Genomic DNA, 22125 nt, shown 5'->3' on the forward strand with positions numbered 1-22125 from the left:
ATGGATAGGATGGCTATGGGTGTGCTGCTTGTTGATGCCGATGATGTGCGGCGCCAACAACTGGGGACTGTGCTCTCCTTCATGGGGATCCCCTGGCAGGAGGTGGTGGAGAGCGATCTCGATGTGGCCATCGAGACTGCCGGGCCCTTGCAGGGGATTCTGGCCGGGGAACTGCGCGAGCGCGCCCTGAGTGAGCTGCTTGCCGCCCATCCTCGTCTGCCCTTTCTCTCCCTGATGCCGGCGAGCCATGGCTGCAGCAACTTCATCGGGGTGGCCGAGGCGCCCTTTACCTATGAGTCCCTTACCCGTCATCTGCACTTCTGCCAGGCCTTCATCTCCCTGCATCCCCGTCATCAGACCCACGACAAGGGTCAGACCCTGCTTCGCCTGCTGGTGGGCAAGGGGAGGGGCATTCAGGAGGTGCGCCGTCTCATCGGCCAGGTGGCCGAGACCGACGCCAACGTACTGATCCTCGGTGAGTCCGGGACCGGCAAGGAGGTGGTGGCTCGCGCCATCCACGAGCTGTCCGCCCGAAGCGCGGGCCCCTTCGTGCCCATCAACTGCGGCGCCATTCCGGCGGAGCTGCTCGAGAGCGAGCTGTTCGGTCACGAGAAGGGGGCCTTCACCGGTGCCATTGCCGCCCGGCGCGGCCGCTTCGAACTGGCCCAGGGGGGCACCCTCTTCCTCGACGAAATCGGCGATATGCCGCTGCCGATGCAGGTCAAGTTGCTGCGGGTGCTGCAGGAGCGCCAGTTCGACCGGGTCGGAGGCGGCAAGGCTGTCCAGGCAGATGTGCGGGTGATCGCGGCGACCCACCGGGATCTGGAAGCCATGATCCGCACCCAGGCATTTCGCGAAGATCTCTACTACCGCCTCAATGTGTTCCCCATCGAGACACCCCCCCTGCGGGATCGGGCCGACGACATTCCGCTGCTGCTGCAGGAGCTGCTCAATCGCCATGCCGAACAGCACAAGGGGATCATCCGTCTGACCCAGCGCGCCATGGAGTCCCTGATGCAGTACGCCTGGCCCGGCAACGTGCGCGAGCTGTCCAACCTCATCGAGCGCCTGCTCATCCTCTATCCGAACCAGATCGTCGATGTGGCGGATCTGCCCGGCCGCTATCGCCTGCTGCCCTGCGAGCCACGAGATGAACGGCTCACCGAGATGGACGAGCGGGACGCCCTGGCTGCCGTGTTCCAGTCCCCACCAGAGCTGGATCCCGGCATAGCCATGCCCCTGCCCATGCAGTTGCCCCAGGAAGGGGTCAACCTCAAGGAGATGCTTGCCGACCTCGAGGTGGAGCTGATCCGCCAGGCCCTGGAGTCCCAGGACGGGGTGGTGGCCCGCGCCGCCGACCTGCTCAGCATGCGCCGCACCACCCTGGTGGAGAAGATGAAGAAGTACGGCATGAGCAAGGACAATTGAGGTCAATGCTTTGACGCATTGACCCAATACATTGATAAATAACGTCTATTTTGCTGGCATGGAAATTGAATAAGCTGACTCAATCGCCAGTTTGAGGTCAGCTTTATGACAATCTTGCAGCAGAATGCCCCCCTCCAGTCACATGAAGTGAGTCAGCTTTACGCCATTTTCACGGCGCTGCCGACCGGCGTGCTGCTGCTCGATGGCGAGGGGCTGATCACCCGTGCAAACCCTGCCGCCCTGGCGCTGCTGGGAGAGCCACTGGAAGGCCTCTCCTGGCGCCAGATCATTGCCCGCTGCTTCGAACCCCGTGAGGATGACGGTCACGAGATCTCCTTGCGAGACGGTCGCCGGGTTCAGCTGTCGACCCAGCCGCTGCCGGATCAGCCCGGCCAACTGGTGTTCATTACCGACTTGACCGAGACCCGCCAGTTGCAGGACAGGGTCAACCATATGAAACGGTTGTCGGCCCTAGGCAACATGGCGGCCTCCCTCGCGCACCAGATCCGCACCCCCCTCTCCGCCGCCATGCTCTATGCGGCCAACCTCGCGAACCGCACCCTGAAACCGGAATCCCGCACCCAGTTCCAGCAAAAGTTGATTGCTCGCTTGCAGGATCTCGAGAAGCAGATAAACGACATACTGCTGTTTGCCCGCAACGGCGACAACCAGGTGGTGGCCCCTGTCTCGGTACAGGGGCTGCTGGCAGAGGTGCAGGCGGGTGCCGAGGCCTTCTGCCAGCAGCAGGGCTGCGCGCTGCACATGGAGGCGCCTGAGCCGGATCTCTGCCTGCTCGCCAACAGCAGTGCGCTGGCCGGTGCCATCAACAACCTGATCGCCAACGCCCGGCAGGCCGGGGCCGATTCGCTCTTGGTGAGCGCGGTGCGCAGCGGCAACCGGGTGGAGATGCGCGTCCTCGACAATGGCAAGGGGATGCCTGCCCAGCTGCTCAACCAGATCTTCGAACCCTTCTTCACCACCCGCTCCCAGGGCACAGGCCTCGGGCTTGCCGTGGTGCAATCCGTGGTGCGTGCCCATCAGGGGGAGGTCAGCGTGGCCTCGGTGCCCGGAGAAGGGACCTGTTTTACCCTGTCGTTCCCCCTGCATCAGCAAGCGGTGCAGCTTGGAGGTGTAGCATGAATCCCATCTTGTCCCTGTGGTGCAAGGCCTGCGGGCCCGTGGTTGGAGGTGTGGCATGACCCAGGCCCGTATTCTGGTGGTGGAAGACGACAACGGTCTGCGCGAGGCGCTGGTGGATACCCTGCTGCTCGGCGGTTACGAGTGCCGCGAGGCTGACAGCGGCGAGCGGGCCCTGCTGGCGCTCTCTCGCCAGCGCTTTGACATGGTGATCTCTGACATCCAGATGGGAGGCATGGACGGCCTTACCCTGCTGGCCAACATCCGCCAGCAATATCCCCAGGTGCCTGTGCTCCTGATGACCGCCTACGCCAACATCGACGGGGCCGTGCGCGCCATGCGCGAAGGGGCCATCGACTATCTGGCCAAGCCCTTCTCCCCCGAGGTGCTGCTCAACCAGGTCAGCCGCTATGTGCCGGCCCAGAAGGTGGAGAAGCGCGCCGTGGTGTACGGGGATCCCAGGACCGCCGAGCTGTTCCAGCTGGCGACCCGGGTGGCCAGAAGCGAGGCCACCGTCATGGTGACAGGCCCGAGCGGGACGGGCAAAGAGGTGCTGGCTCGCTACATCCACGACAACTCCAGCCGGGCCGAGCAGGCCTTCGTCGCCATCAACTGCGCCGCCATTCCGGAGAACATGCTGGAGGCGACCCTGTTCGGCTACGAGAAGGGGGCCTTCACCGGCGCCGTGCAGGGGTGCCCCGGCAAGTTCGAACAAGCCCAGGGTGGCACCCTGCTGCTCGACGAGATCACCGAGATGGATCTCGGGCTGCAGGCCAAGCTGCTGCGAGTATTGCAGGAGAAAGAGGTGGAGCGGCTCGGTAGCCGCAAGATGATCCCGCTGGACGTGCGGGTCATCGCCACCAGCAACCGGGATCTGAAAAAAGCGGTGCAGGACGGCCTGTTTCGTGAAGATCTCTACTACCGTCTCAACGTCTTCCCCCTGCGCTGGACCTCCCTCTGGGAGCGGCCCGGCGACATACTGCCCCTGGCGGAGCACCTGCTGGCGCTCCATGCCAGTCAGCAGGGGCTGCCGACACCGCAGCTGGCCGATGCGGCGCGCGAACGCCTGCTGACCCACCCCTGGCCCGGCAACGTGCGCGAGCTGGACAACGTGGTACAACGGGCCCTGATCCTCTGCCCCGAAGGTCTCATCGATTGCGAGCATCTGATCCTGGAGGAGACGGATGAGGAGCTGGTGCGCCCCCTCGAGCGTCTGTCGGGGGAGGGGCTCGGCGGCGAGCTCAAGCAGCAGGAGCACCAGATCATCCTGGACACCCTGCAGGAGTGCAACGGCAGCCGCAAGGAGGTGGCCGACAAGCTCGGCATCAGCCCGCGCACCCTGCGCTACAAGCTGGCCCAGATGCGTGACGCCGGCATAGAGCTGCCCGCCTAGCACCTGTTGCCGGTGTCATGGCCTTGCTGGCCCGGCTCGATTATCATGGGGCCCTCGGCATCATGAGCCTGGGCCCCGTTGTGACTGCAGACAAGAGCCTGATCGCAGACAAGGGGGAGCAGCGCCTTTACAAGGGACTCCTATGATCTCTCATCGCAAACTGGAAACCGTGCTCAATCACCTGCTCGAGCCTCATGCCATCAAGGACTACTGTCCCAACGGGTTGCAGGTGGAGGGGCGCGAGCGCATTCGCCGGGTGGTCACCGGCGTTACCGCCAGCCAGGCCCTGATCGATGCGGCCGTGGCCCTGGATGCCGATGCCATCCTGGTCCATCACGGCTACTTCTGGAGCGGGGAACCTCCCCAGATCACCGGCATGAAGCAGCGCCGCCTCAAGACCCTGCTGACCCACGACATCAACCTGTTTGCCTACCACCTGCCGCTGGACGTGCACCCCGAGGTGGGCAACAACGCCCAGCTCGCCAGACTGTTCGGCATCAAGGTGCGCCGTGGTCTCGAACCCTGGAACAGCAAGAGCGTGGCCATGGTGGGCAAGCTGGAAGAGCCCATGAGCGGAGCTGACTTTGCCAAACTGATTGCCGAACGGCTCGGTCGCGAGCCGCTCCATTGCGGCGACAGCGGCCCCGAGCTCATCAGCTCAGTGGCCTGGTGCACCGGCGGCGGTCAGAGCTATATCAACCAGGCTGCCGAGCAGGGGATCGATGCCTTCATTTCGGGTGAGGCTTCAGAGCAGACCATCCACACCGCTCGCGAGATGGGCATGCACTTCTACGCAGCAGGCCATCACGCCACCGAGCGTTACGGCGTCAAGGCGCTGGGGGAGTGGCTCGCCACCGTGCACGGGCTGGATGTTACCTTTATCGATATCGACAACCCGGTCTAGGTTTGATTAGCCGCATAGCGGGGTAATCGGACGTGACTGCATCAGTTGCGCTGGTAGATAGAAATGACAAGGGAGGCCAAAGCCTCCCTTGTTACATTTTGCATGCAGCGAGCAGCGGTTACTCGCTGGCATAACCCGCCGGGCCGAGTTCGGCGCCATCCAAGAGGGCGGCACCCTCCCGCATCTGCAGCCGTCCCTCGCAGAACCACTGCACCACCAGGGGGTAGATGCTGTGTTCCTGGACCTGCACCCGGGCGGCCACCTCGTCGGCACTGTCCCCTTCGAAGATGGGGACGCGAGCCTGCAGGATCACAGGGCCGCCATCCAGCTCCTCGGTGACGAAGTGGACGCTGGCACCGTGCTCGCGCTCCCCATCGTCGATGGCGCGCTGGTGGGTGTGCAGCCCCTGGTATTTCGGCAGCAACGAGGGGTGGATGTTGATCATCCGCCCGGCGAAGTGACGCACCAGATCGGCGCTCAATATCCGCATAAAGCCGGCCAGTACCACCAGATCCGGCTGATAGTCATCCATCAGGGCGAGCAGGGCGACGTCATACTCCGCCCGGCTGGCAAACTGCTGCTGGGCCAGGATGGCTGTCGCCACTCCGGCTTCTTTGGCGCGAACCAGACCATAGGCATCGGCCCTGTTGCTGATGACGCCGACCACTTCACCGGCAACCTTGCCGCTGGCGCAGTGGTCGAGAAGGGTCTGCAGGTTGCTGCCGTTGCCGGAGATCAGCACCAGGATCCGTTTCATGGGGGAGGTCATTTTATGATGACTTGCTCTTCGCCATCGGCCGCCTTGGCGATGTGGCCTATGTGCCAGGCGTTCTCGCCTTCGGCCTTGAGCAGGGCCAGCGCCTTGTCCAGCTGATCCGCCGGCAGGGCGATGATCATGCCGACACCGCAGTTGAAGGTGCGGTACATTTCGTGACAGGTGACGTTGCCAGCCTGCTGCAGCCAGCTGAACACCGCCGGCCACTGCCAGCTCTGCTCGTCGATCACCGCCTGGGTATTGGCGGGCAGCACGCGGGGGATGTTCTCCCAGAAGCCGCCACCCGTGATGTGGGACAGGGCGTGGATCTCGCACTCCTTGATGAGCTTGAGTACCGGCTTCACATAGATGCGGGTCGGCTCCAGCAGGGCGTTGGCCAGGGTGGTGTCACCCAGCGGCTGATGCACATCGGCCTTGGAGACTTCCAGGATCTTGCGCACCAGGGAGAAGCCGTTGGAGTGGGGGCCGCTCGCAGCCAGGGCGATCAGGGCATCCCCTTCGCCGACCTTGCTGCCGTCGATGATTTCGCTCTTCTCCACCACACCGACGCAGAAACCGGCGATGTCGTAGTCTTCCCCTTCATACATGCCCGGCATCTCGGCGGTTTCACCACCTACCAGGGCGCAGCCGGACTGTTCGCAGCCTGCACCTATGCCGGTGACCACGGCGGCGGCGGTGTCTACATCCAGCTTGCCGGTGGCATAGTAGTCGAGGAAGAACAGGGGCTCGGCGCCTTGCACGATGAGGTCATTGACGCACATGGCAACCAGATCGATGCCCACGGTATCGTGCTTCTTCAGATCGATGGCCAGACGCAGCTTGGTGCCCACACCGTCGGTACCGGAGACCAGTACCGGCTCCTTGTAGCCAGCAGGGATTTGACACAGGGCCCCAAAGCCGCCAAGACCACCAAGGACTTCAGGACGACGAGTGCGCTTTGACACGCCCTTGATACGTTCAACCAGTGCATTGCCGGCATCGATATCTACGCCAGCATCCTTGTAGCTCAGTGAGGTTTTGTCAGTCACGCGTATTCCCCGTCATATAGAGAAGTGGAGGGTAAAATTCGGGGCGTATTCTACCAGTGGGCGGGTAAAAGCAGAAAGAAAATCGTTTGCGCGTTTTTGCGTGGAAAAGCTCTACAAGCCGCGGCTTTTGTTGTATGATTCCGCGATTTTTTGGCGCCGGTTCGAGGAGATAGTAATGAAAGTCGTTGAAGTCAAACACCCCCTGGTCAAGCACAAGATCGGCCTGATGCGCGAAGGCGACATCAGCACCAAGCGTTTCCGTGAACTGGCCAAGGAAGTGGGCAGTCTGTTGACCTACGAAGCGACCTCTGACTTCGAAACCGAGAAAGTTACCATCGATGGCTGGAACGGGCCAGTGGAAGTTGACCAGATCAAGGGCAAGAAGGTCACCGTCGTGCCTATCCTGCGCGCCGGTCTTGGCATGATGGATGGTGTGCTCGAGCACATGCCGAGTGCCCGCGTCAGCGTGGTCGGCATCTACCGTGATGAAGAGACCCTGCAGCCGGTTCCCTATTTTGAGAAGATCGTCAGCAACATCGAAGAGCGTCTGGCCCTGGTCATCGACCCCATGCTGGCCACCGGCGGCTCCATGATCGCCACCATCGATCTGCTGAAGAAGAAGGGTTGCCAGTCCATCAAGGTGCTGGTGCTGGTTGCCGCCCCGGAAGGGATCAAGGCGCTGGAAGCCGCTCACCCCGACGTGGAGCTGTTCTGCGCCTCCATCGATCAGGGGCTGAACGAGAAGGGCTACATAGTCCCGGGTCTGGGGGATGCCGGCGACAAGATCTTCGGCACCAAGTAACCCCTGACGCCATAGCCGCTCTCTCTGAGCGCAAACGGAGCCGGCACCTTGCCGGCTCCGTCGTTTATCCCGTCCTCCGGCTTGCTGCCATGCGTGCCTTGCCGCTACCATAAGCAGCATCCCCCATTTCGAGAATCTTCTTTATGCTGAAACGCTTAGCGACTCTCCTCTGCTGTCTGCCACTCGTGGTGTCGGCTGCCCAGGTGACCGACCTCTATCAGGGCAAGGCGCCGACCAGCGGCGACATGACGGCCGCCCAGTCCCAGGCACTGGGGGAGGTGCTCGTCAAGGTGACCGGCAGGCGCGACATCCTCACCCAACCCGAGGTGGCCAAGGCGCTGGCGGCCCCCGGTGACTATGTGCAGCACTACGGCTATCAGGATGTGGGACCGGTCAAGTTTCTCAAGGCCGATTTCAACGTGGCCAAGGTCAATGCCCTGGTAGGCCAGAGCAAGTTCCCCCTGCTGGGGCCCGTCCGCCCGCAAATGGCACTCTGGCTGGTAATAGATGAAGGAGAGCGCCGCATACTGCCGGATCAGTCCAGCGACGGCTGGTCCGCCGCCCTGCGCGGCCAGGCCCAGGCCATGGGGTTGCCGGTCAGCATCCCGCTGATGGATCTCGATGACAACATGGCGGTCAGCGCCACCGATGTCTGGGGCCGCTTCGCCGACCCCATTCTCAAGGCCAGCGAGCGCTATGGCGCCGAGATGGTGGTGTTGGGCAAGCTGACGCCGGAAGGGGATAAGTGGAGCATCGACTGGGGGCTTTATGGCGCCAAGCCGGGAGCTCAGGGCGGCGCAGAGCTTACCGAGCTGACCAAGGGGGCCGGCTCAGGCACCCAGGCCGAGGTGGCACAGGGCATGGCCGATACCCTGACGGGCTGGCTGGTACAACAGTACGGCACTCGCCTGTCCGGGGTCGCCTCCAGCCAGACTCTGGTGGTGGAGGGGCTTGCCGGCATCGATGGCATGATCCAGATACAGAAGATGCTGCAGGGCATGGCCAGCGTCACCAAGGTGGCGATCGGCAAGCTGGAGGGGGACAAGGTCACCTTCAACCTCTCGCTTCAGGGAGACAAGGCCGAGCTGGTAAGGGGCCTGCAACTGGAGAGTCGCCTGCACCAGATCGAAGACAACGAGAGCGGTCTGCGTTACCAATGGTCGCAGCCCTGATGCTTTCTGCTTATCCCAACCGCCTGGCATGAAGAGTCTGTGCGGTTCTCCAGCTCGAGAGCCAGCAGTGCTAGATCGAAGACAACGAGAGCGGTCTGCGTTATCAATGGTCGCAGCCCTGACGCTTTCTGCTTATCCCAACCGCCCGGCATGACTCGGGCGGTTCTCTATCTGCCATTGCAATGATACACTTGGGCGCAAATATCACAGTCAAAGCCCAACGAGTGAAGCAACCGGCCCAACTGTCTTTAGCCGTACAATTACCGGATGATGAAACCTTCGTCAGTTTCTATCCCGGCAACAACGCCCATCTGATCACCGCCCTCAAGAATGCGGCCATCGGTCAGGGCGCTCCTTTCCTCTATTTCTGGGGAGCCAAGGGCTCCGGACGCTCCCACCTGCTACACGCTACCTGCGCCGAGGTCAATGCCCGCGACGCCGCTGCCGCCTATCTCTCTCTCGATCAGTTCGAGCAGCTGGATCCCAGCATGCTCGACGCCCTTGAAAGCCTGCCGCTGGTCTGTCTCGACAGTCTCGAAGCCATTGCCGGCAATACCGTGTGGGAGCGGGCCCTGTTCGATTTTTACAATCGCTGGAAAGAGAAAGGAGAGGGCACCCTAGTGGTGACGGGGTGCAGTGCACCGCGCAAGCTGGGTCTGCAACTGCCGGACCTCGCCTCCCGCCTGGATTGGGGTGTGAGTTTCCATCTCGACGAGCTCGATGACGAAGGCAAGCTCAGTGCCCTGCAGCTGCGTGCCGAGCTGCGGGGCTTCAAACTGCCCATCGACGTGGGTCGCTTCCTGCTCAACCGCTTGTCCCGCGACATGCGCACCTTGCTCGCCACTCTCAATCAGCTTGACAACGCCTCCTTTCGCGCCAAACGCAAGCTCACCATCCCCTTTGTCAAAGAGATCCTTGAACTCTGAGCCCTTTGGGTGTGCTTGAGCCCGAGCGACGCCGATGCAACGAGTAAAAAGAAACCCCGGCATCAAGCCGGGGTTTTGTCATTTCAAGGGGCACTGCCTATCAGTGGAACTGATCTTCTTCGGTGGAGCCGGTCAGGGCTGTTACTGAAGACTGGCCACCCTGGATGACGGTGGTGACCTTGTCGAAGTAACCCGTGCCCACCTCCTGCTGGTGCGCCACGAAGGTGTAGCCCCGCTCGGCGGCGGCAAACTCCGGCTGCTGCACCATCTCGACGTAGTGCTTCATCCCTTCGCCACGGGCGTACTGGTAGGCCAGCTCGTACATGTGGAACCACATGTTGTGGATCCCCGCGAGGGTGATGAACTGATACTTGTAGCCCATGTCGGAGAGCTCCTGCTGGAAGCGGGCGATGGTGGCATCGTCCAGGTTCTTCTTCCAGTTGAAGCTCGGGGAGCAGTTGTAGGCCAGGATCTTGTCCGGGTACTGGGCCTTGATGGCCTCGGCAAATTGACGCGCCTCGTCCAGATCCGGCTTGGCGGTCTCGCACCACACCATGTCGGCATAAGGGGCGTAAGCCAGACCACGGGAGATGGCCTGCTCGATACCGGCCTGCACCTTGTAGAAGCCCTCGGCGGTGCGCTCACCGGTCAGGAAACCGGCATCGTAGGGATCGGCGTCCGTGGTCAGCAGGTCGGCGGCGTTGGCATCGGTACGGGCGATAACCAGCGTGGTGGTGCCGCAGACGTCGGCCGCCAGACGGGCTGCGATCAGCTTTTGCACCGCTTCCTGGCTCGGTACCAGCACCTTGCCGCCCATGTGGCCGCACTTCTTGACGGAGGCGAGCTGATCTTCGAAGTGCACGCCGGCGGCGCCCGCTTCAATCATCCCCTTCATCAATTCGAAGGCGTTCAGCACGCCGCCGAAACCGGCTTCGGCATCCGCCACGATAGGCAGGAAGTAGTCGATGAAGCCCTTGTCCTGCGGGCCCACCTTGTTGGCCCACTGGATCTGGTCGGCACGGGCGAAGGAGTTGTTGATGCGCTCCACCACCGACGGCACCGAGTTGGCCGGGTAGAGGGACTGATCCGGGTACATGGTGGAGGAGAGGTTGTTGTCCGCCGCCACCTGCCAGCCGGAGAGGTAAATTGCCTCGATGCCCGCCTTGGCCTGTTGCACCGCCTGACCGCCGGTCAGCGCGCCGAGGCAGTTTACATAGCCTTTCTTGGCGCCGCCGTGGATCAGCTCCCACAGCTTGTCGGCGCCGCGCTGGGCAAGGGTATGCACCGGCTGCAGGCTGCCACGCAGGTTCACCACGTCTTCGGCGCTGTAGCCGCGTTTGATCCCTTTCCAGCGGGGGTTTTCCGCCCAGTCTTTCTCGATAGCCTGGATCTGTTGCTCACGGGTCAGTGCCATATCAGTTCCCTCTTTCATTGATTTCACGTTTCCATTGACTTGTTATTGGCGAGCCCCGCCCGGGGCCCGTGATTCAGAGCCGCTCGTATCCGGGCAGCGTCAGAAAATCGATCAGAGTGTCGGCGCAGGTGATCTGTTCCATCAGCTCGCCTGCCTCGGCAAAGCGCCCCGCCTGCCAGCGGGCCTCGCCCACCTCGGCTTTGACCACCACCTGCTCCTCGGCCAGCATCTGGCGGAACAGCGCTTTGGTCACCACCTTGCCGTTCGACAGGCTCTTGCCGTGTCGTATCCACTGCCAGATGGAGGTGCGGGATATTTCGGCGGTGGCGGCATCTTCCATCAGACCGTAGATGGGTACGCAGCCGTTGCCGTTGATCCAGGCTTCCAGGTATTGCAGGGCGACCCGGATATTGGTGCGCATGCCAGCCTCGGTGCGCTCCCCCTCGCAGGGGGCCAGCAGATCCGCCGCCGTGATGGGAGCATCCTGCTCGCGCAGCACGCCGAGCTGGTTTTTGGCGCCAGCCAGGATGGCGGCGTTGAACACCGCCATGGCGGTATCGGCGAGGCCGGGGTGGGCAACCCAGGTGCCGTCGTGGCCGTTGTTGGCTTCACGCTCCTTGTCCGCTTTCACCTTGGCGAAGACCTCGGCGTTCACTGCCGGATCTTTGGCCGGAATGAAGGCCGCCATGCCACCCATGGCCAGGGCGCCGCGCTTGTGACAGGTCTTGATCAGCAGCCGTGAATAAGCAGACAGGAAGGGCTTGTCCATGGTCACCACCTGGCGGTCCGGCAGGACACGGTCAGGATGGTTCTTCAAAGTCTTGATGTAGCTGAAGATGTAGTCCCAGCGGCCGCAGTTCAGCGCCACTATGTGATCCTTCATCTGATAGAGCAGCTCGTCCATTTCGAACACCGCCGGCAGAGTTTCGATCAGCACGGTGGCCTTGATGGTGCCGCGGGGCAGGCCGAACCTGTCCTCGGTCCAGGCGAACACCTCGCTCCACCAACGGCCTTCCAGATGACTCTGCAGCTTGGGCAGGTAGAAGTAGGGGCCCGACCCCTTGGCCAGCAGCGCCTGATGGTTGTGCAGGAAGTAGAGCGCGAAGTCGAACAGGCCGCCCGGGATGGGCGCACCATCGAAGGTGACGTGTTTTTCCGGCAGGTGCAGACCACGGACCCGGCAGATGAGGACGGCCGGATCGGCGTTCAGGTTGTAAGCCTTCCCTTCCGGACTGGTGTAGGAGACGGTGCCGTTGACCGCATCGCGCAGGTTGATTTGCCCCTCGATCACCTTGTTCCAGGCCGGCGCCAGTGAGTCCTCGAAGTCCGCCATGAACACTTTGACATTGGCGTTGAGGGCATTGATGACCATCTTGCGCTCGACCGGGCCGGTGATCTCCACACGCCTGTCTTGCAGATCGGCGGGGATGCCGCGAATGGTCCAGTCACCGGCACGGATGTGGGCGGTTTCGGGCAGGAAGTCCGGCAACTCGCCGCCATCGATGCGGGCCTGGCGAGCCACCCGTTGTTTCAGCAGCTCATTGCGCTGAGGAGCGAAGCGTTCCACCAGTTCGGACACCAGGGCCACCGCATCCGGCGTCAGGATCTGCGCGTAATCGGGAAGCATCTCGCCTTGGATGTGCAGACGGGTGCTGCTGATGGTCTGGGCCGGTGCCGACATAGGTTTCACTCCTTTGAAAGTTACATTTTGAACTTACTAACTACGACTAACGTCTATATCCCTTTCTCTCAAACTCCCCGTAGCAGCGGGGTAACACGACTCATAAGGTGCAAAATAATGCTTGGTCCGTCAACTTGATTTTTAAAACGAGTGTTTTTGGTTGGTGTTTAAGTTTATGTTTTTAAAGTATTTATAAGATTAGCATAAAAGCTCTACGCAGATGGTTATGCTCTCGGTTGACGGAGCCGTCAGGGGGGATGAATGAACCGGGTATGGCACATCGAAAATGTAATTAATTACGTAATAAAATTACCAGTGCAAAAACAAATCCCGACCTTACTCCAGGCTTTGTGAAAACAGCTGTATGAAATACCTACAGCCAACACAGTCAGCATCTGGCGTGCGAAGCCATTGATAGGTGAACTACCGTTTAAAACTGGAAGAGTGAATCTTGCGAAACGGAGGCGTTAGGAGGCGAGTGATGGAAATGACGAGCAATAACGTAGGTTTGTATCAAGGGGCGGGAGCAAGGGAGAGGAGGATGAAGGGGAGCTTAGTAGTGAATAACACCAATTAATAGATGGTTATCAGCATTTTATGGTTATTTTTGTTGGCGGCTTTTTAGCCGGGACGAGATGGGGTGCCGGACAGCAAAACCGGCCTTTCATCCGCGGTGTTGGAGAGGGGCTGGGCCAGATCCGCCTCAGTAGTCATCATCCGGCGCGGCGAGATCGATCACGTCGAGATGCACTGTACCGCCGAGGCTGGCGTCGGTGGATTCGAGTTCGGAATGAGGTGAGGAGATAAGGGGCTGATCGGGCTGAGTGTCAACAGTCTGGGTCATGGGTGCTTGCCTCAATGGATTGCAAGCCGGTTGGTGATTCCCTCACCCTGATGCCACCTCCCTGTCTGATGGCCGGCGGAAAAGTGGCGTATCCTAGCGGGACTTTGTGAAAGCTTCAAGTGGTTCTGTATAAAATTTATTCCGTCACCGCCCTGATGAAAGGCGGTGAGATGGGACAAGAAGAAGGCATGCCAGAGGGAAGGGAGGCAACAGACAAAAAAATAGCCCAGTCGTTTGACTGGGCTATTTTCGGGGAAAATGGTCGGTGTGAGAGGATTCGAACCTCCGACCCTCTACACCCCATGCAGATGCGCTACCTGGCTGCGCTACACACCGACGGAGTCAGCTTGGCTGACGGGAAAGGAGTCTAATAGGATGAACAGTAGGGTGCAACTCCTTTTTTATCAGGGAGATGCCGATTGCTTCTTTATTGTTCAACCAAGATGCGACTTGGGCCCTGGCGGGAGTTTTGGCATAATCGCCGCCCCGTATTGCCAGGAGATTCCGGCATCAAGCTTCTTTGCTGGTCTATCCGATTGTTGCCAATGACCGGCAGACAATAAGCCGCAAGTAAACGCCAGCAACCCGTCAGAGAGAGGAACAGGGTGTGAAATCATCAGACGTCACAGAACCGGTAAGCCAGAGTGAGCAGGACGAGCACTGGATGCGTCATGCCATGGCCCTGGCGGCCAGGGCGGAAGGGATAGGCGAGATCCCGGTCGGTGCCGTGCTGGTGCTGGGGGACGAGGTGGTCGGCGAGGGGTGGAACCGCTCCATCAGCGCCCATGACGCCTGCGCCCATGCGGAGATCATGGCGATCCGTGCTGCCGGTATCACGCTGGAGAACTACCGGCTGCTCGACACCACCCTCTATGTGACCCTGGAGCCCTGCTGCATGTGTGCCGGTGCGCTCATCCACAGCCGGGTGAGGCGGGTGGTTTACGGGGCCCGCGATCTCAAGACCGGGGCTGCGGGCTCGGTGTTCGAGATTTTGCAGGACCCGCGCCACAACCACAGCGTCGAGCTGACGGGCGGTGTGCTGGCAGAGGCGTGTTCGGCCCAGTTATCGGACTTCTTCAGGCGGCGCCGCGCCGAGAAGAAGGCGGCCAGAGAGGCGCTGAAACAAAGTGGTGGCCCAGCCGTCTGAAGCCGACGGTGGGAGCAGTCTTGCTCCCACCCTTGATTTCTTCACATATCCTCAAATAAAACAAATGGTTGGCATTTTTATTACCAGCAATGCCCTGCCTGAATCCCCCTCGAAATAACCTCTTCACAGAGGCTCTTGATGTAACAAAACTGTCACGCAACCGCCATATAATACCGCCAAGCCTAGCTCACATTGAGGTCTTGCATGTCATCGGAATCGTTAAACCTGGTCATGGCGGGCAGTAGAAAACGCCGGATCAAGGATAAATTGGCCAAATACGGCGTCACCACAGGGGGAGCCCTGGTACTGGTGGCGCTGCTGCTTATCTTCTTCTACCTGCTCTATGTGGTGAAACCCATCTTCAATGGCGCCAGCGTAGAGGCAACCTCCTCTTTTACCCTGCCGACGCAGGGCAAGACGGCATGGCTCGGTGTCGAGGAGCAGAACGAGATAGGGTATCGCTTCAACGACCAGGGTCAGGTCAGTTTCTTCGCCATCAAGGCGGATGATAACGTCAAGGTGGGCCAGGTGCTGGGTCAGACCGGTGTCACCGGTGACGTCAGCGCCGTCGCCGTGCCGGCACCGGGCCAGAAGCTCATCGCCTATGGCTTTGCCGATGGCAAGGCCATTGTGGTGCAGCCCTCTTTCAAGGTCTCCTATCCGAATGACGTGCGTGTCATCGAGCCCAGCCTGCAATATCCCTTCGGCGAAGAGCCCGTGGTGATAGATCCCAAGGGCAAGGCGCTGAACCGCATAGTGTTCGAGGCGACCAAGGACAAGATGGCCACCGCCGCCGTGACCGAGGATGGCCGCGGCGTGATGACGGTGATGAGCGGCGAGGAAAACTTCCTCTCCGGCGAAGTCGAGTGGAGCAGCCAGAACTACAGCATTCCCTCCCTGCCTCGTCACGTGGATCAGATGCTGCTGACCCCCAATCTGCGCATCCTGTTCGTGCGCGAGGGCAATCGCCTGTCGGTCTATGACATCCACAACCTGAGCGATATCTCCCTGCGCGACGTCATGGAGATCAATGCTCCCAACGCCGACGTGACCCAGGTTGCCCTGCTCTCCGGCGCCTCCTCCCTGCTGGTGGGTAATGACAATGGCGTCATCTCCCAGTGGTTCGAGGTGGCAAAGGATGGCAAGCGCCAGTTCACCCAGATCCGTGACTTCAAGGGCGACGGCCCGGTCGCGCTGCTGACCCCGGAGCATTTCCGCAAGGGCTTCATCAGCGCCGCCAAAGATGGCACCATCAACTTCTTCCACGCCACCGGCGAGGCCAAGCTGCTCGGTGAGACCATCGAAGGCGGCGCCCTGGCGGCTCTGGCCATCTCTCCCCGTCACAATCTGTTGCTGACCCAGCAGGGGGATACTTTCAAGGTATTTGACGTGGAAAACGATCACCCCGAGGTGACCTGGTCGGCCCTGTGGCAAGAGGTGTGGTACGAAGGCTATCCCGAGCCCATGTATGTGTGGCAGTCCACCTCCGCCAGCAACGACTTCGAAGCCAAGCTGAGCCTAGTGCCCCTGGTATTCGGGACTCTCAAGGCCTCCTTCTACGCCATGCTGTTCGCGGTACCGCTCGGCGTGGCAGGCGCCATCTACACCGCCTACTTCATGTCGGCGGGCCTGCGTAAATACGTCAAGCCGACGGTGGAGATCATGGCGGCGCTGCCGACCGTCATCCTCGGCTTCCTGGCGGGTCTGTGGCTGGCACCCATCATCGAGGGGGCGCTGCCAGGGGTGATCCTGCTGCTGCTGTTGCTGCCGATGGGCATGTTGCTCACCGCCCTGGTGTGGAACTACCTGCCGGAGCGTGGCCGCTCCTGGCTGCCGGAGGGCTGGCACGCCATCCTACTCATTCCTGTGCTGCTCCTGATTGGCTGGGGCGCCTTCGCCTTGAGCCCGCTCATCGAGAATGCCTTCATGCACGGGGATTCGCGTATCTGGCTGACCCACGAGATGGGCATCAAGTTTGACCAGCGCAACTCCCTGGTGGTCGGTATCGCCATGGGCTTCGCCGTCATACCCACCATCTTCTCCATCGCCGAGGATGCGGTCTTCTCGGTGCCCAAGCACCTGACCCAGGGCTCGCTGGCGCTCGGCGCCACCCCTTGGCAGACCCTGAGCCGGGTGGTGATCCTGACCGCGAGTCCGGGCATCTTCTCGGCGGTGATGATGGGCCTGGGCCGCGCCGTGGGCGAGACCATGATAGTGCTGATGGCCACCGGCAACACCCCCATCATGGACTTCTCCATGTTCCAGGGGCTGCGTACCCTGGCGGCGAACATAGCGGTGGAAATGCCGGAGTCGGAAGTGGGCAGCTCCCACTACCGGGTGCTCTTCCTCGCGGCCTTCGTCCTCTTCGTATTCACCTTTATGTTCAACACCCTGGCCGAGTTCATCCGTCAGCGGTTGCGTGAAAAGTACAGCTCTCTGTAAGGACTAAGGAATCGACAATGGGTAAGTGGTTTAAATCGGGGGCCCCCTGGATCTGGATGACGGGCGGTGCCGTCAGCCTGAGTCTGGTGGCCGTACTGGGTCTGTTGTTGCTGATCGGCTGGCGCGGTCTGGTCTATTTCTGGCCGCACCCCATCTATGAGTGGCAGCTTGAGGACGCCAGCGGCAACAAGAGCGTGCTGATCGGCGAGATCAATGACCGCGAGATGGTGCCGGTGGAGCGGCTGCGCGCGGCGGGTCAGGCACTGGAGGGGGAGGAGCGCGAGCTGCTGACCCGCTATCTGGTCAAGACCGGCAACCGTGAGTTCGTCGATCTCGATTTTCGCTGGGTGCTGGAGACCGACATCAAGTCCCGTACCCAGCCCGCCGAGCTCGCCATGGTCGAGCGCACCACCAACGGCAACTTCTACGGTTACATCACCTCGGTGAAAGAGGATGGCCGCGAGCTGACCCAGGATATGCATCCAGCCTTGCAGCGGGTGCTGGCCCGAGCCAACGCCCTGTCGGAACAGGCCAACGATCTGCAAAAGGGTGACATCGGCAGCATCAACTATCAGCTCGAGAAGTTGCGCCTCAAGGAGCGCAAGGCGGAGCTGGAAGGGGAGCTGACCGACGCGCTCAAGGCGGATCTCGCCGCGCAGCGTCAGGCCCTGAACGATCGCTATCAGGTGCTGGAGAAGGAACTCTTCTCCCTGCGTGCCCAGGCGGACAGAGACGCCATCACGGTCAAGGACATGCGTGGCGAGCAGGTGACCATGCCCATGTCCAAGGTGCTGGACGTGGTCTGGCCCAACGACATGAGCCTGCCCGCCAAGGTCGGTCACTGGTTCCATCAGATTGGCAAGTTCGTCTCCGACGATCCCCGTGAGGCCAACACCGAGGGCGGCGTCTTCCCGGCCATCTTCGGCACTGTCTTCATGGTGTTGCTGATGGCCATCATAGTGACGCCCCTTGGCGTAGTGGCCGCTGTCTACCTGCACGAGTACGCGGGCAAGAACAGCCTGACCAAGATCATCCGCATCGCGGTGATCAACCTGGCGGGTGTGCCCTCCATCGTCTACGGCGTGTTCGGTCTGGGCTTCTTCGTCTACACGCTCGGTGGTTCCTTGGACCAGCTGTTCTACCCGGAAGCGCTGCCGAGCCCGACCTTTGGCTCCCCCGGTGTCATCTGGTCGGCGCTGACCCTGGCCATCCTGACCCTGCCGGTGGTGATCGTCTCCACCGAAGAGGGGCTGGCCCGGATCCCGAGCACCATTCGTCAGGGCTCCCTGGCACTGGGTGCCACCCAGGCCGAGACCCTGTGGCGCATAGTGCTGCCGATGGCGAGCCCGGCCATCATGACCGGCCTCATCCTGGCCATCGCCCGGGCGGCCGGTGAAGTGGCGCCGCTGATGCTGGTAGGGGTGGTGAAGCTTGCTCCCACGTTGCCGATGGATGGCAACTTCCCGTACCTGCACGTAGAGCGCAAGTTCATGCACCTGGGCTTCCACATCTATGACGTCGGTTTCCAGAGCCCGAACGTCGAGGCGGCGCGGCCCCTGGTCTACGCCACCTCCTTCCTGCTGGTGACGGTGATCGTGGGACTCAACCTGACGGCTATCGGTATCCGTAACCACTTGCGCGAGAAATTCCGGTCGCTGGAACATTAATCCAGCCACCCCCTGAGACAAGAGATGCGCGGCCCGGCGGCCGCCATCAACAGCATGATGGTCGCCGGAGTGTATCCGGCCACCTTGAACTGATTTGAGGTAACAGATGATCAACGTAACACCGACTTCGACCCAGCATACCGCCCTGGACCTGCTCAACCTGAGCCCGGAGCAGACTGCCCTGGAGGTCAAGGATCTCAACCTGTACTACGGCAACAAGCAGGCGCTGTTCAACGTCAACATGAAGATCCCCAAAGGCCAGGTCACCGCCTTTATCGGCCCGTCCGGTTGTGGCAAGTCCACCCTGCTGCGCTGCATCAACCGGATGAACGATCTGGTGGAGATCTGCCGCATCGAGGGGGAGATCCAGCTGCACGGTCACAACATCTACGACAAGAGCGTGGATGTCTCCGCCCTGCGCCGTCAGGTGGGGATGGTGTTCCAGCGCCCTAACCCCTTCCCGAAATCCATCTACGAGAACGTGGTCTATGGCCTGCGCCTGCAGGGCATCAATGACAGACGCACCTTGGACGAGGCGGCCGAGCGCTCACTGCGCGGCGCGGCCCTGTGGGAAGAGGTGAAGGATCGCCTGCACGACAACGCGTTCGGCCTCTCAGGTGGTCAGCAGCAGCGTCTGGTGATCGCCCGTGCCATCGCCATCGAGCCGGAAGTGCTGTTGCTCGATGAACCGACTTCGGCGCTCGACCCCATCTCCACCCTCACCATCGAGGAGCTGATCAACGAGCTCAAGAGCCAGTTCACCGTGGTGATAGTGACCCACAACATGCAGCAGGCGGCGCGGGTGTCGGATCAGACCGCCTTCATGTACATGGGCGAGCTCATCGAGTACTCGAACACCAACACCATCTTCACCACCCCGGCCAAGAAGAAGACCGAGGACTACATCACCGGTCGTTACGGCTAAGAGATGAGGATGACTGACATGAACCACAAGAAACAGATTGGCGGTCGGTTCAACGGCTAAGGCATAATCGGAGCAACAAGGATTATTTGTATGGACAATATGAACCTCAATAAACACATCTCCGGTCAGTTCAATGCCGAGCTCGAGAACGTGCGCAACCAGGTGCTGGTGATGGGCGGTCTGGTGGAGCAGCAGCTGACCGACGCCATCTCCGCCATTCACATCCAGGATCTGGATGCGGCGCGCAAGATAGTGGCCAACGACCACAAGGTCAACGCCATGGAAGTGGCCATAGACGAGGAGTGCACCCGCATCATCGCCAAGCGCCAGCCTACCGCGTCCGACCTGCGCCTGGTGATGGCCATCATCAAGACCATCACCGATCTGGAGCGCATCGGCGATGTGGCGGACAAGATAGCCCGCATGCTGACCGACAACGCCAACAAGCCGCAACCGCCGCTGGTGTCGCTCGAAAACATGGGTCGTCGCACCATCAAGATGCTGCACGACGTGCTCGACGCCTTCGCCCGCATGGATCTGGAGGCGGCCATCGCCGTCTACAAGGAAGATGACAAGGTGGACAGGGAGTACGAGTCCATCATCCGCGAGCTGATGACCTACATGATGGAAGATCCCCGCACCATCCCTCAGGTACTCAACGTCCTGTGGGCGGCGCGTGCCATCGAGCGGGTCGGCGATCGCTGCCAGCACATCTGCGAATACATCGTCTATTACGTCAAGGGCAAGGACGTACGCCACACCAAGGCGGATGAACTGAGCGACCTGCTCGGCAAGCATTGAATCCACGATGAATAAAAAGGCGCGTTGAGCGCCTTTTTTATTGCATCGGGGGACGGCTTAAGATAACGCGCCCCACGGGGCGCTTTTCTGCTAGAATATTGCCCCTGTGTGAGTCCCGGATGGAGTCACGGTCCGGTTTCCCGGGCCCAGTTTGCCGTCTTGTGCTAAGGCGGCTGTCGCAATAGGTTAATCATGAGTTTTGCCGATAGTTTGTTCTTTCTGATGCTGCTGGTCGCCGGCAGTGTGTTCTTCTCGCTTTCCGAGATCTCTCTCGCCGCCTCCCGCAAGATCAAGTTGCAGGTGATGGCCGACGAGGGCAATCGCCATGCCGAAAAAGTGCTGGCGCTGCAAGCCCAGCCGGGTAACTTCTTTACCGTGGTGCAGATTGGCCTCAATACGGTCGCCATCCTGGGCGGCATCCTGGGGGAATCAGCCCTGAACCCCGCCATCAAGCAGTTCGTCGCCGGCTTCTATCAGGGCCCCTGGCTCGGCCAGATAAGCTCTGCAGCCTCCTTCGTCTTCGTCACCGGCATGTTCATCCTGATAGCGGACTTGATGCCCAAGCGCCTCGCCATGACCATGCCGGAGCGGATCGCCGTGGTGGTAGTGCGCCCCATGCTGCTGTGCGTGACCCTGCTGATGCCGCTGGTGTGGTTCTTCAACGGTCTGGCCAACGCCCTGTTCCGCCTGCTGCGGGTCTCCATGGTGCGCAACGACGAGATTACCTCGGACGACATCTATGCGGTGATGGATGCGGGCGCCGAGGCCGGTGTCATCCAGCGAGAGGAGCATCAGCTCATCGAGAACGTGTTCGAGCTGCAGTCCCTTGGCGTCACCTCCGCCATGACGGCCCGCGAAAGCCTCATCTACTTCACCCTGCAAGAGGGGGAGGAGAGCATCAAGGCCAAGATTGCCGAGCATCCCCACAACAAGTTCCTGGTGTGCGACCACAACCTCGACAGCATCAAGGGGTTCGTGGACGCCAAGGAGCTGCTGATCCGCGTCATCAGCGGCCAGAGCATCGATCTCAACAGCGGATCCCTGGTGCAGAGCGTCATCATCATTCCCGACACCCTCAACCTCTACGAGGCGATGGAGTACTTCAAGAACCATCGCGGTGATTTCGCCGTGGTGATGAACGAGTACGCCCTGGTGGTGGGCATCGTCACCATGAATGACCTGATGAGCACCGTCATGGGGGAGTGGGCCACTCACGTGGTGGAAGAGCAGATCGTCCAGCGGGACGAGAACTCCTGGCTGGTGGACGGGGTCACTCCCATCTCCGACGTCATGCGGGCCTTCGACATCGAGGAGTTCCCGGAGAGTCAGAACTACGAGACCATCGCCGGTTTCATCATGTTCATGCTGCGCAAGATCCCCAAGCGTACCGATTCGGTGAAATACGCGGGCTACAAGTTCGAAGTGGTGGACATCGACAGCTACAAGATCGATCAGCTGCTGGTCACCCGGGTGGAGCCTGTGCTGGCCGAGAAACCCGCCCTGGAATCGTGAAAGGAAGTTATCAAGGAGTCATGAAGATGCCGTCTTATTCCCGTGCGCTCGCCTGCGTGGCGCTTGCCCTTGCGCTGGGGGCCTGCAGCCAGAGCGCGCCCCGCAACCCCGCCGCCGCCCCCAAGCC

At 61.1% G+C, this 22125-nt stretch carries 18 protein-coding genes and 1 tRNA gene; 13 read left to right on the forward strand and 6 right to left on the reverse strand.

Annotated elements, in window-relative coordinates; genetic code table 11:
* Nucleotides 1-9 precede the first annotated feature (9 nt).
* The 4 genes from BN1127_RS14670 to BN1127_RS14685 all read left to right on the forward strand — a co-directional run bounded on the left by BN1127_RS14670 (nucleotide 10) and on the right by BN1127_RS14685 (nucleotide 4862).
* Nucleotides 10-1428, forward strand: a complete 1419-nt coding sequence (locus tag BN1127_RS14670; protein ID WP_041213159.1) for a sigma-54 dependent transcriptional regulator — start codon at nucleotides 10-12, stop codon at nucleotides 1426-1428.
* A gap of 105 nt (nucleotides 1429-1533) precedes the next feature.
* Nucleotides 1534-2568 carry a sensor histidine kinase gene (locus BN1127_RS14675; protein ID WP_041206046.1) on the forward strand — a complete coding sequence of 345 codons (1035 nt, stop codon included), beginning with the start codon at nucleotides 1534-1536 and terminating at the stop codon, nucleotides 2566-2568.
* A gap of 55 nt (nucleotides 2569-2623) precedes the next feature.
* Nucleotides 2624-3958: a sigma-54-dependent transcriptional regulator gene (locus BN1127_RS14680; RefSeq protein ID WP_041206045.1), complete on the forward strand. Its 1335-nt coding sequence runs from the start codon at nucleotides 2624-2626 to the stop codon at nucleotides 3956-3958.
* 142 nt (nucleotides 3959-4100) lie between these two features.
* Nucleotides 4101-4862, forward strand: a complete 762-nt coding sequence (locus BN1127_RS14685; RefSeq protein ID WP_005331947.1) for a Nif3-like dinuclear metal center hexameric protein — start codon at nucleotides 4101-4103, stop codon at nucleotides 4860-4862.
* Nucleotides 4863-4980: 118 nt separating this feature from the next.
* Here the strand turns inward: BN1127_RS14685 and purN are convergent, their stop codons facing one another.
* Together purN and purM are read right to left on the reverse strand one after the other, a co-directional pair.
* Nucleotides 4981-5619 (reverse strand): phosphoribosylglycinamide formyltransferase, encoded by a 639-nt coding sequence (gene purN, locus BN1127_RS14690; RefSeq protein ID WP_041206044.1) that lies wholly within the window; start codon nucleotides 5617-5619, stop codon nucleotides 4981-4983.
* Between the two features lie 8 nt (nucleotides 5620-5627).
* Nucleotides 5628-6665, reverse strand: a complete 1038-nt coding sequence (gene purM / locus BN1127_RS14695; protein ID WP_005331951.1) for a phosphoribosylformylglycinamidine cyclo-ligase — start codon at nucleotides 6663-6665, stop codon at nucleotides 5628-5630.
* A gap of 175 nt (nucleotides 6666-6840) precedes the next feature.
* Here purM and upp point away from each other — a divergent pair, with 175 nt between their 5' ends.
* The 3 genes from upp to hda all read left to right on the forward strand — a co-directional run bounded on the left by upp (nucleotide 6841) and on the right by hda (nucleotide 9565).
* Entirely contained in the window at nucleotides 6841-7467 is a 627-nt protein-coding gene (gene upp / locus BN1127_RS14700; RefSeq protein WP_005302745.1) for a uracil phosphoribosyltransferase, read from the forward strand.
* A 143-nt stretch (nucleotides 7468-7610) separates the two neighbouring features.
* Entirely contained in the window at nucleotides 7611-8639 is a 1029-nt protein-coding gene (locus BN1127_RS14705; RefSeq protein ID WP_041206043.1) for a DUF2066 domain-containing protein, read from the forward strand.
* A gap of 224 nt (nucleotides 8640-8863) precedes the next feature.
* A complete protein-coding gene (hda, locus tag BN1127_RS14710) occupies nucleotides 8864-9565 on the forward strand; it encodes a DnaA inactivator Hda (protein WP_005331956.1) in 702 nt (233 codons plus the stop codon).
* Nucleotides 9566-9665: 100 nt separating this feature from the next.
* Here the strand turns inward: hda and aceA are convergent, their stop codons facing one another.
* The 4 genes from aceA to BN1127_RS14725 all read right to left on the reverse strand — a co-directional run bounded on the left by aceA (nucleotide 9666) and on the right by BN1127_RS14725 (nucleotide 13840).
* On the reverse strand, nucleotides 9666-10979 hold the full coding sequence (gene aceA, locus BN1127_RS14715; RefSeq protein WP_005325258.1) for an isocitrate lyase: 1314 nt from the start codon (nucleotides 10977-10979) through the stop codon (nucleotides 9666-9668).
* Nucleotides 10980-11052: 73 nt separating this feature from the next.
* Nucleotides 11053-12660 carry a malate synthase A gene (gene aceB, locus BN1127_RS14720; protein WP_005325257.1) on the reverse strand — a complete coding sequence of 536 codons (1608 nt, stop codon included), beginning with the start codon at nucleotides 12658-12660 and terminating at the stop codon, nucleotides 11053-11055.
* 703 nt (nucleotides 12661-13363) lie between these two features.
* Complete coding sequence (locus BN1127_RS22460; RefSeq protein WP_167332172.1) at nucleotides 13364-13504, reverse strand: hypothetical protein; 141 nt, start codon at nucleotides 13502-13504, stop codon at nucleotides 13364-13366.
* Nucleotides 13505-13763: 259 nt separating this feature from the next.
* Nucleotides 13764-13840, reverse strand: a tRNA-Pro gene (locus BN1127_RS14725).
* A 271-nt stretch (nucleotides 13841-14111) separates the two neighbouring features.
* Here BN1127_RS14725 and tadA point away from each other — a divergent pair.
* From tadA to paeA, 6 genes are all read left to right on the forward strand, one after another.
* Nucleotides 14112-14651: a tRNA adenosine(34) deaminase TadA gene (gene tadA, locus BN1127_RS14730; protein ID WP_081805723.1), complete on the forward strand. Its 540-nt coding sequence runs from the start codon at nucleotides 14112-14114 to the stop codon at nucleotides 14649-14651.
* A gap of 204 nt (nucleotides 14652-14855) precedes the next feature.
* Nucleotides 14856-17093, forward strand: coding sequence for an ABC transporter permease subunit (locus tag BN1127_RS14735; protein ID WP_041206042.1), 2238 nt, complete (start codon nucleotides 14856-14858; stop codon nucleotides 17091-17093).
* Nucleotides 17094-17110: 17 nt separating this feature from the next.
* Nucleotides 17111-18760 carry a phosphate ABC transporter permease PstA gene (gene pstA, locus BN1127_RS14740; protein WP_042649945.1) on the forward strand — a complete coding sequence of 550 codons (1650 nt, stop codon included), beginning with the start codon at nucleotides 17111-17113 and terminating at the stop codon, nucleotides 18758-18760.
* A gap of 106 nt (nucleotides 18761-18866) precedes the next feature.
* Nucleotides 18867-19685 carry a phosphate ABC transporter ATP-binding protein PstB gene (gene pstB, locus BN1127_RS14745; RefSeq protein ID WP_005328825.1) on the forward strand — a complete coding sequence of 273 codons (819 nt, stop codon included), beginning with the start codon at nucleotides 18867-18869 and terminating at the stop codon, nucleotides 19683-19685.
* Between the two features lie 90 nt (nucleotides 19686-19775).
* The gene (gene phoU / locus BN1127_RS14750) at nucleotides 19776-20486 is read left to right on the forward strand and encodes a phosphate signaling complex protein PhoU (RefSeq protein WP_025327511.1); all 711 of its coding nucleotides are present in this window, start codon (nucleotides 19776-19778) and stop codon (nucleotides 20484-20486) included.
* A 192-nt stretch (nucleotides 20487-20678) separates the two neighbouring features.
* Nucleotides 20679-21998, forward strand: a complete 1320-nt coding sequence (paeA, locus tag BN1127_RS14755; RefSeq protein ID WP_041206040.1) for a polyamine export protein PaeA — start codon at nucleotides 20679-20681, stop codon at nucleotides 21996-21998.
* Nucleotides 21999-22125: the final 127 nt, after the last annotated feature.

This window comes from Aeromonas media, assembly GCF_000819985.1.
Taxonomy (GTDB): domain Bacteria; phylum Pseudomonadota; class Gammaproteobacteria; order Enterobacterales; family Aeromonadaceae; genus Aeromonas; species Aeromonas media.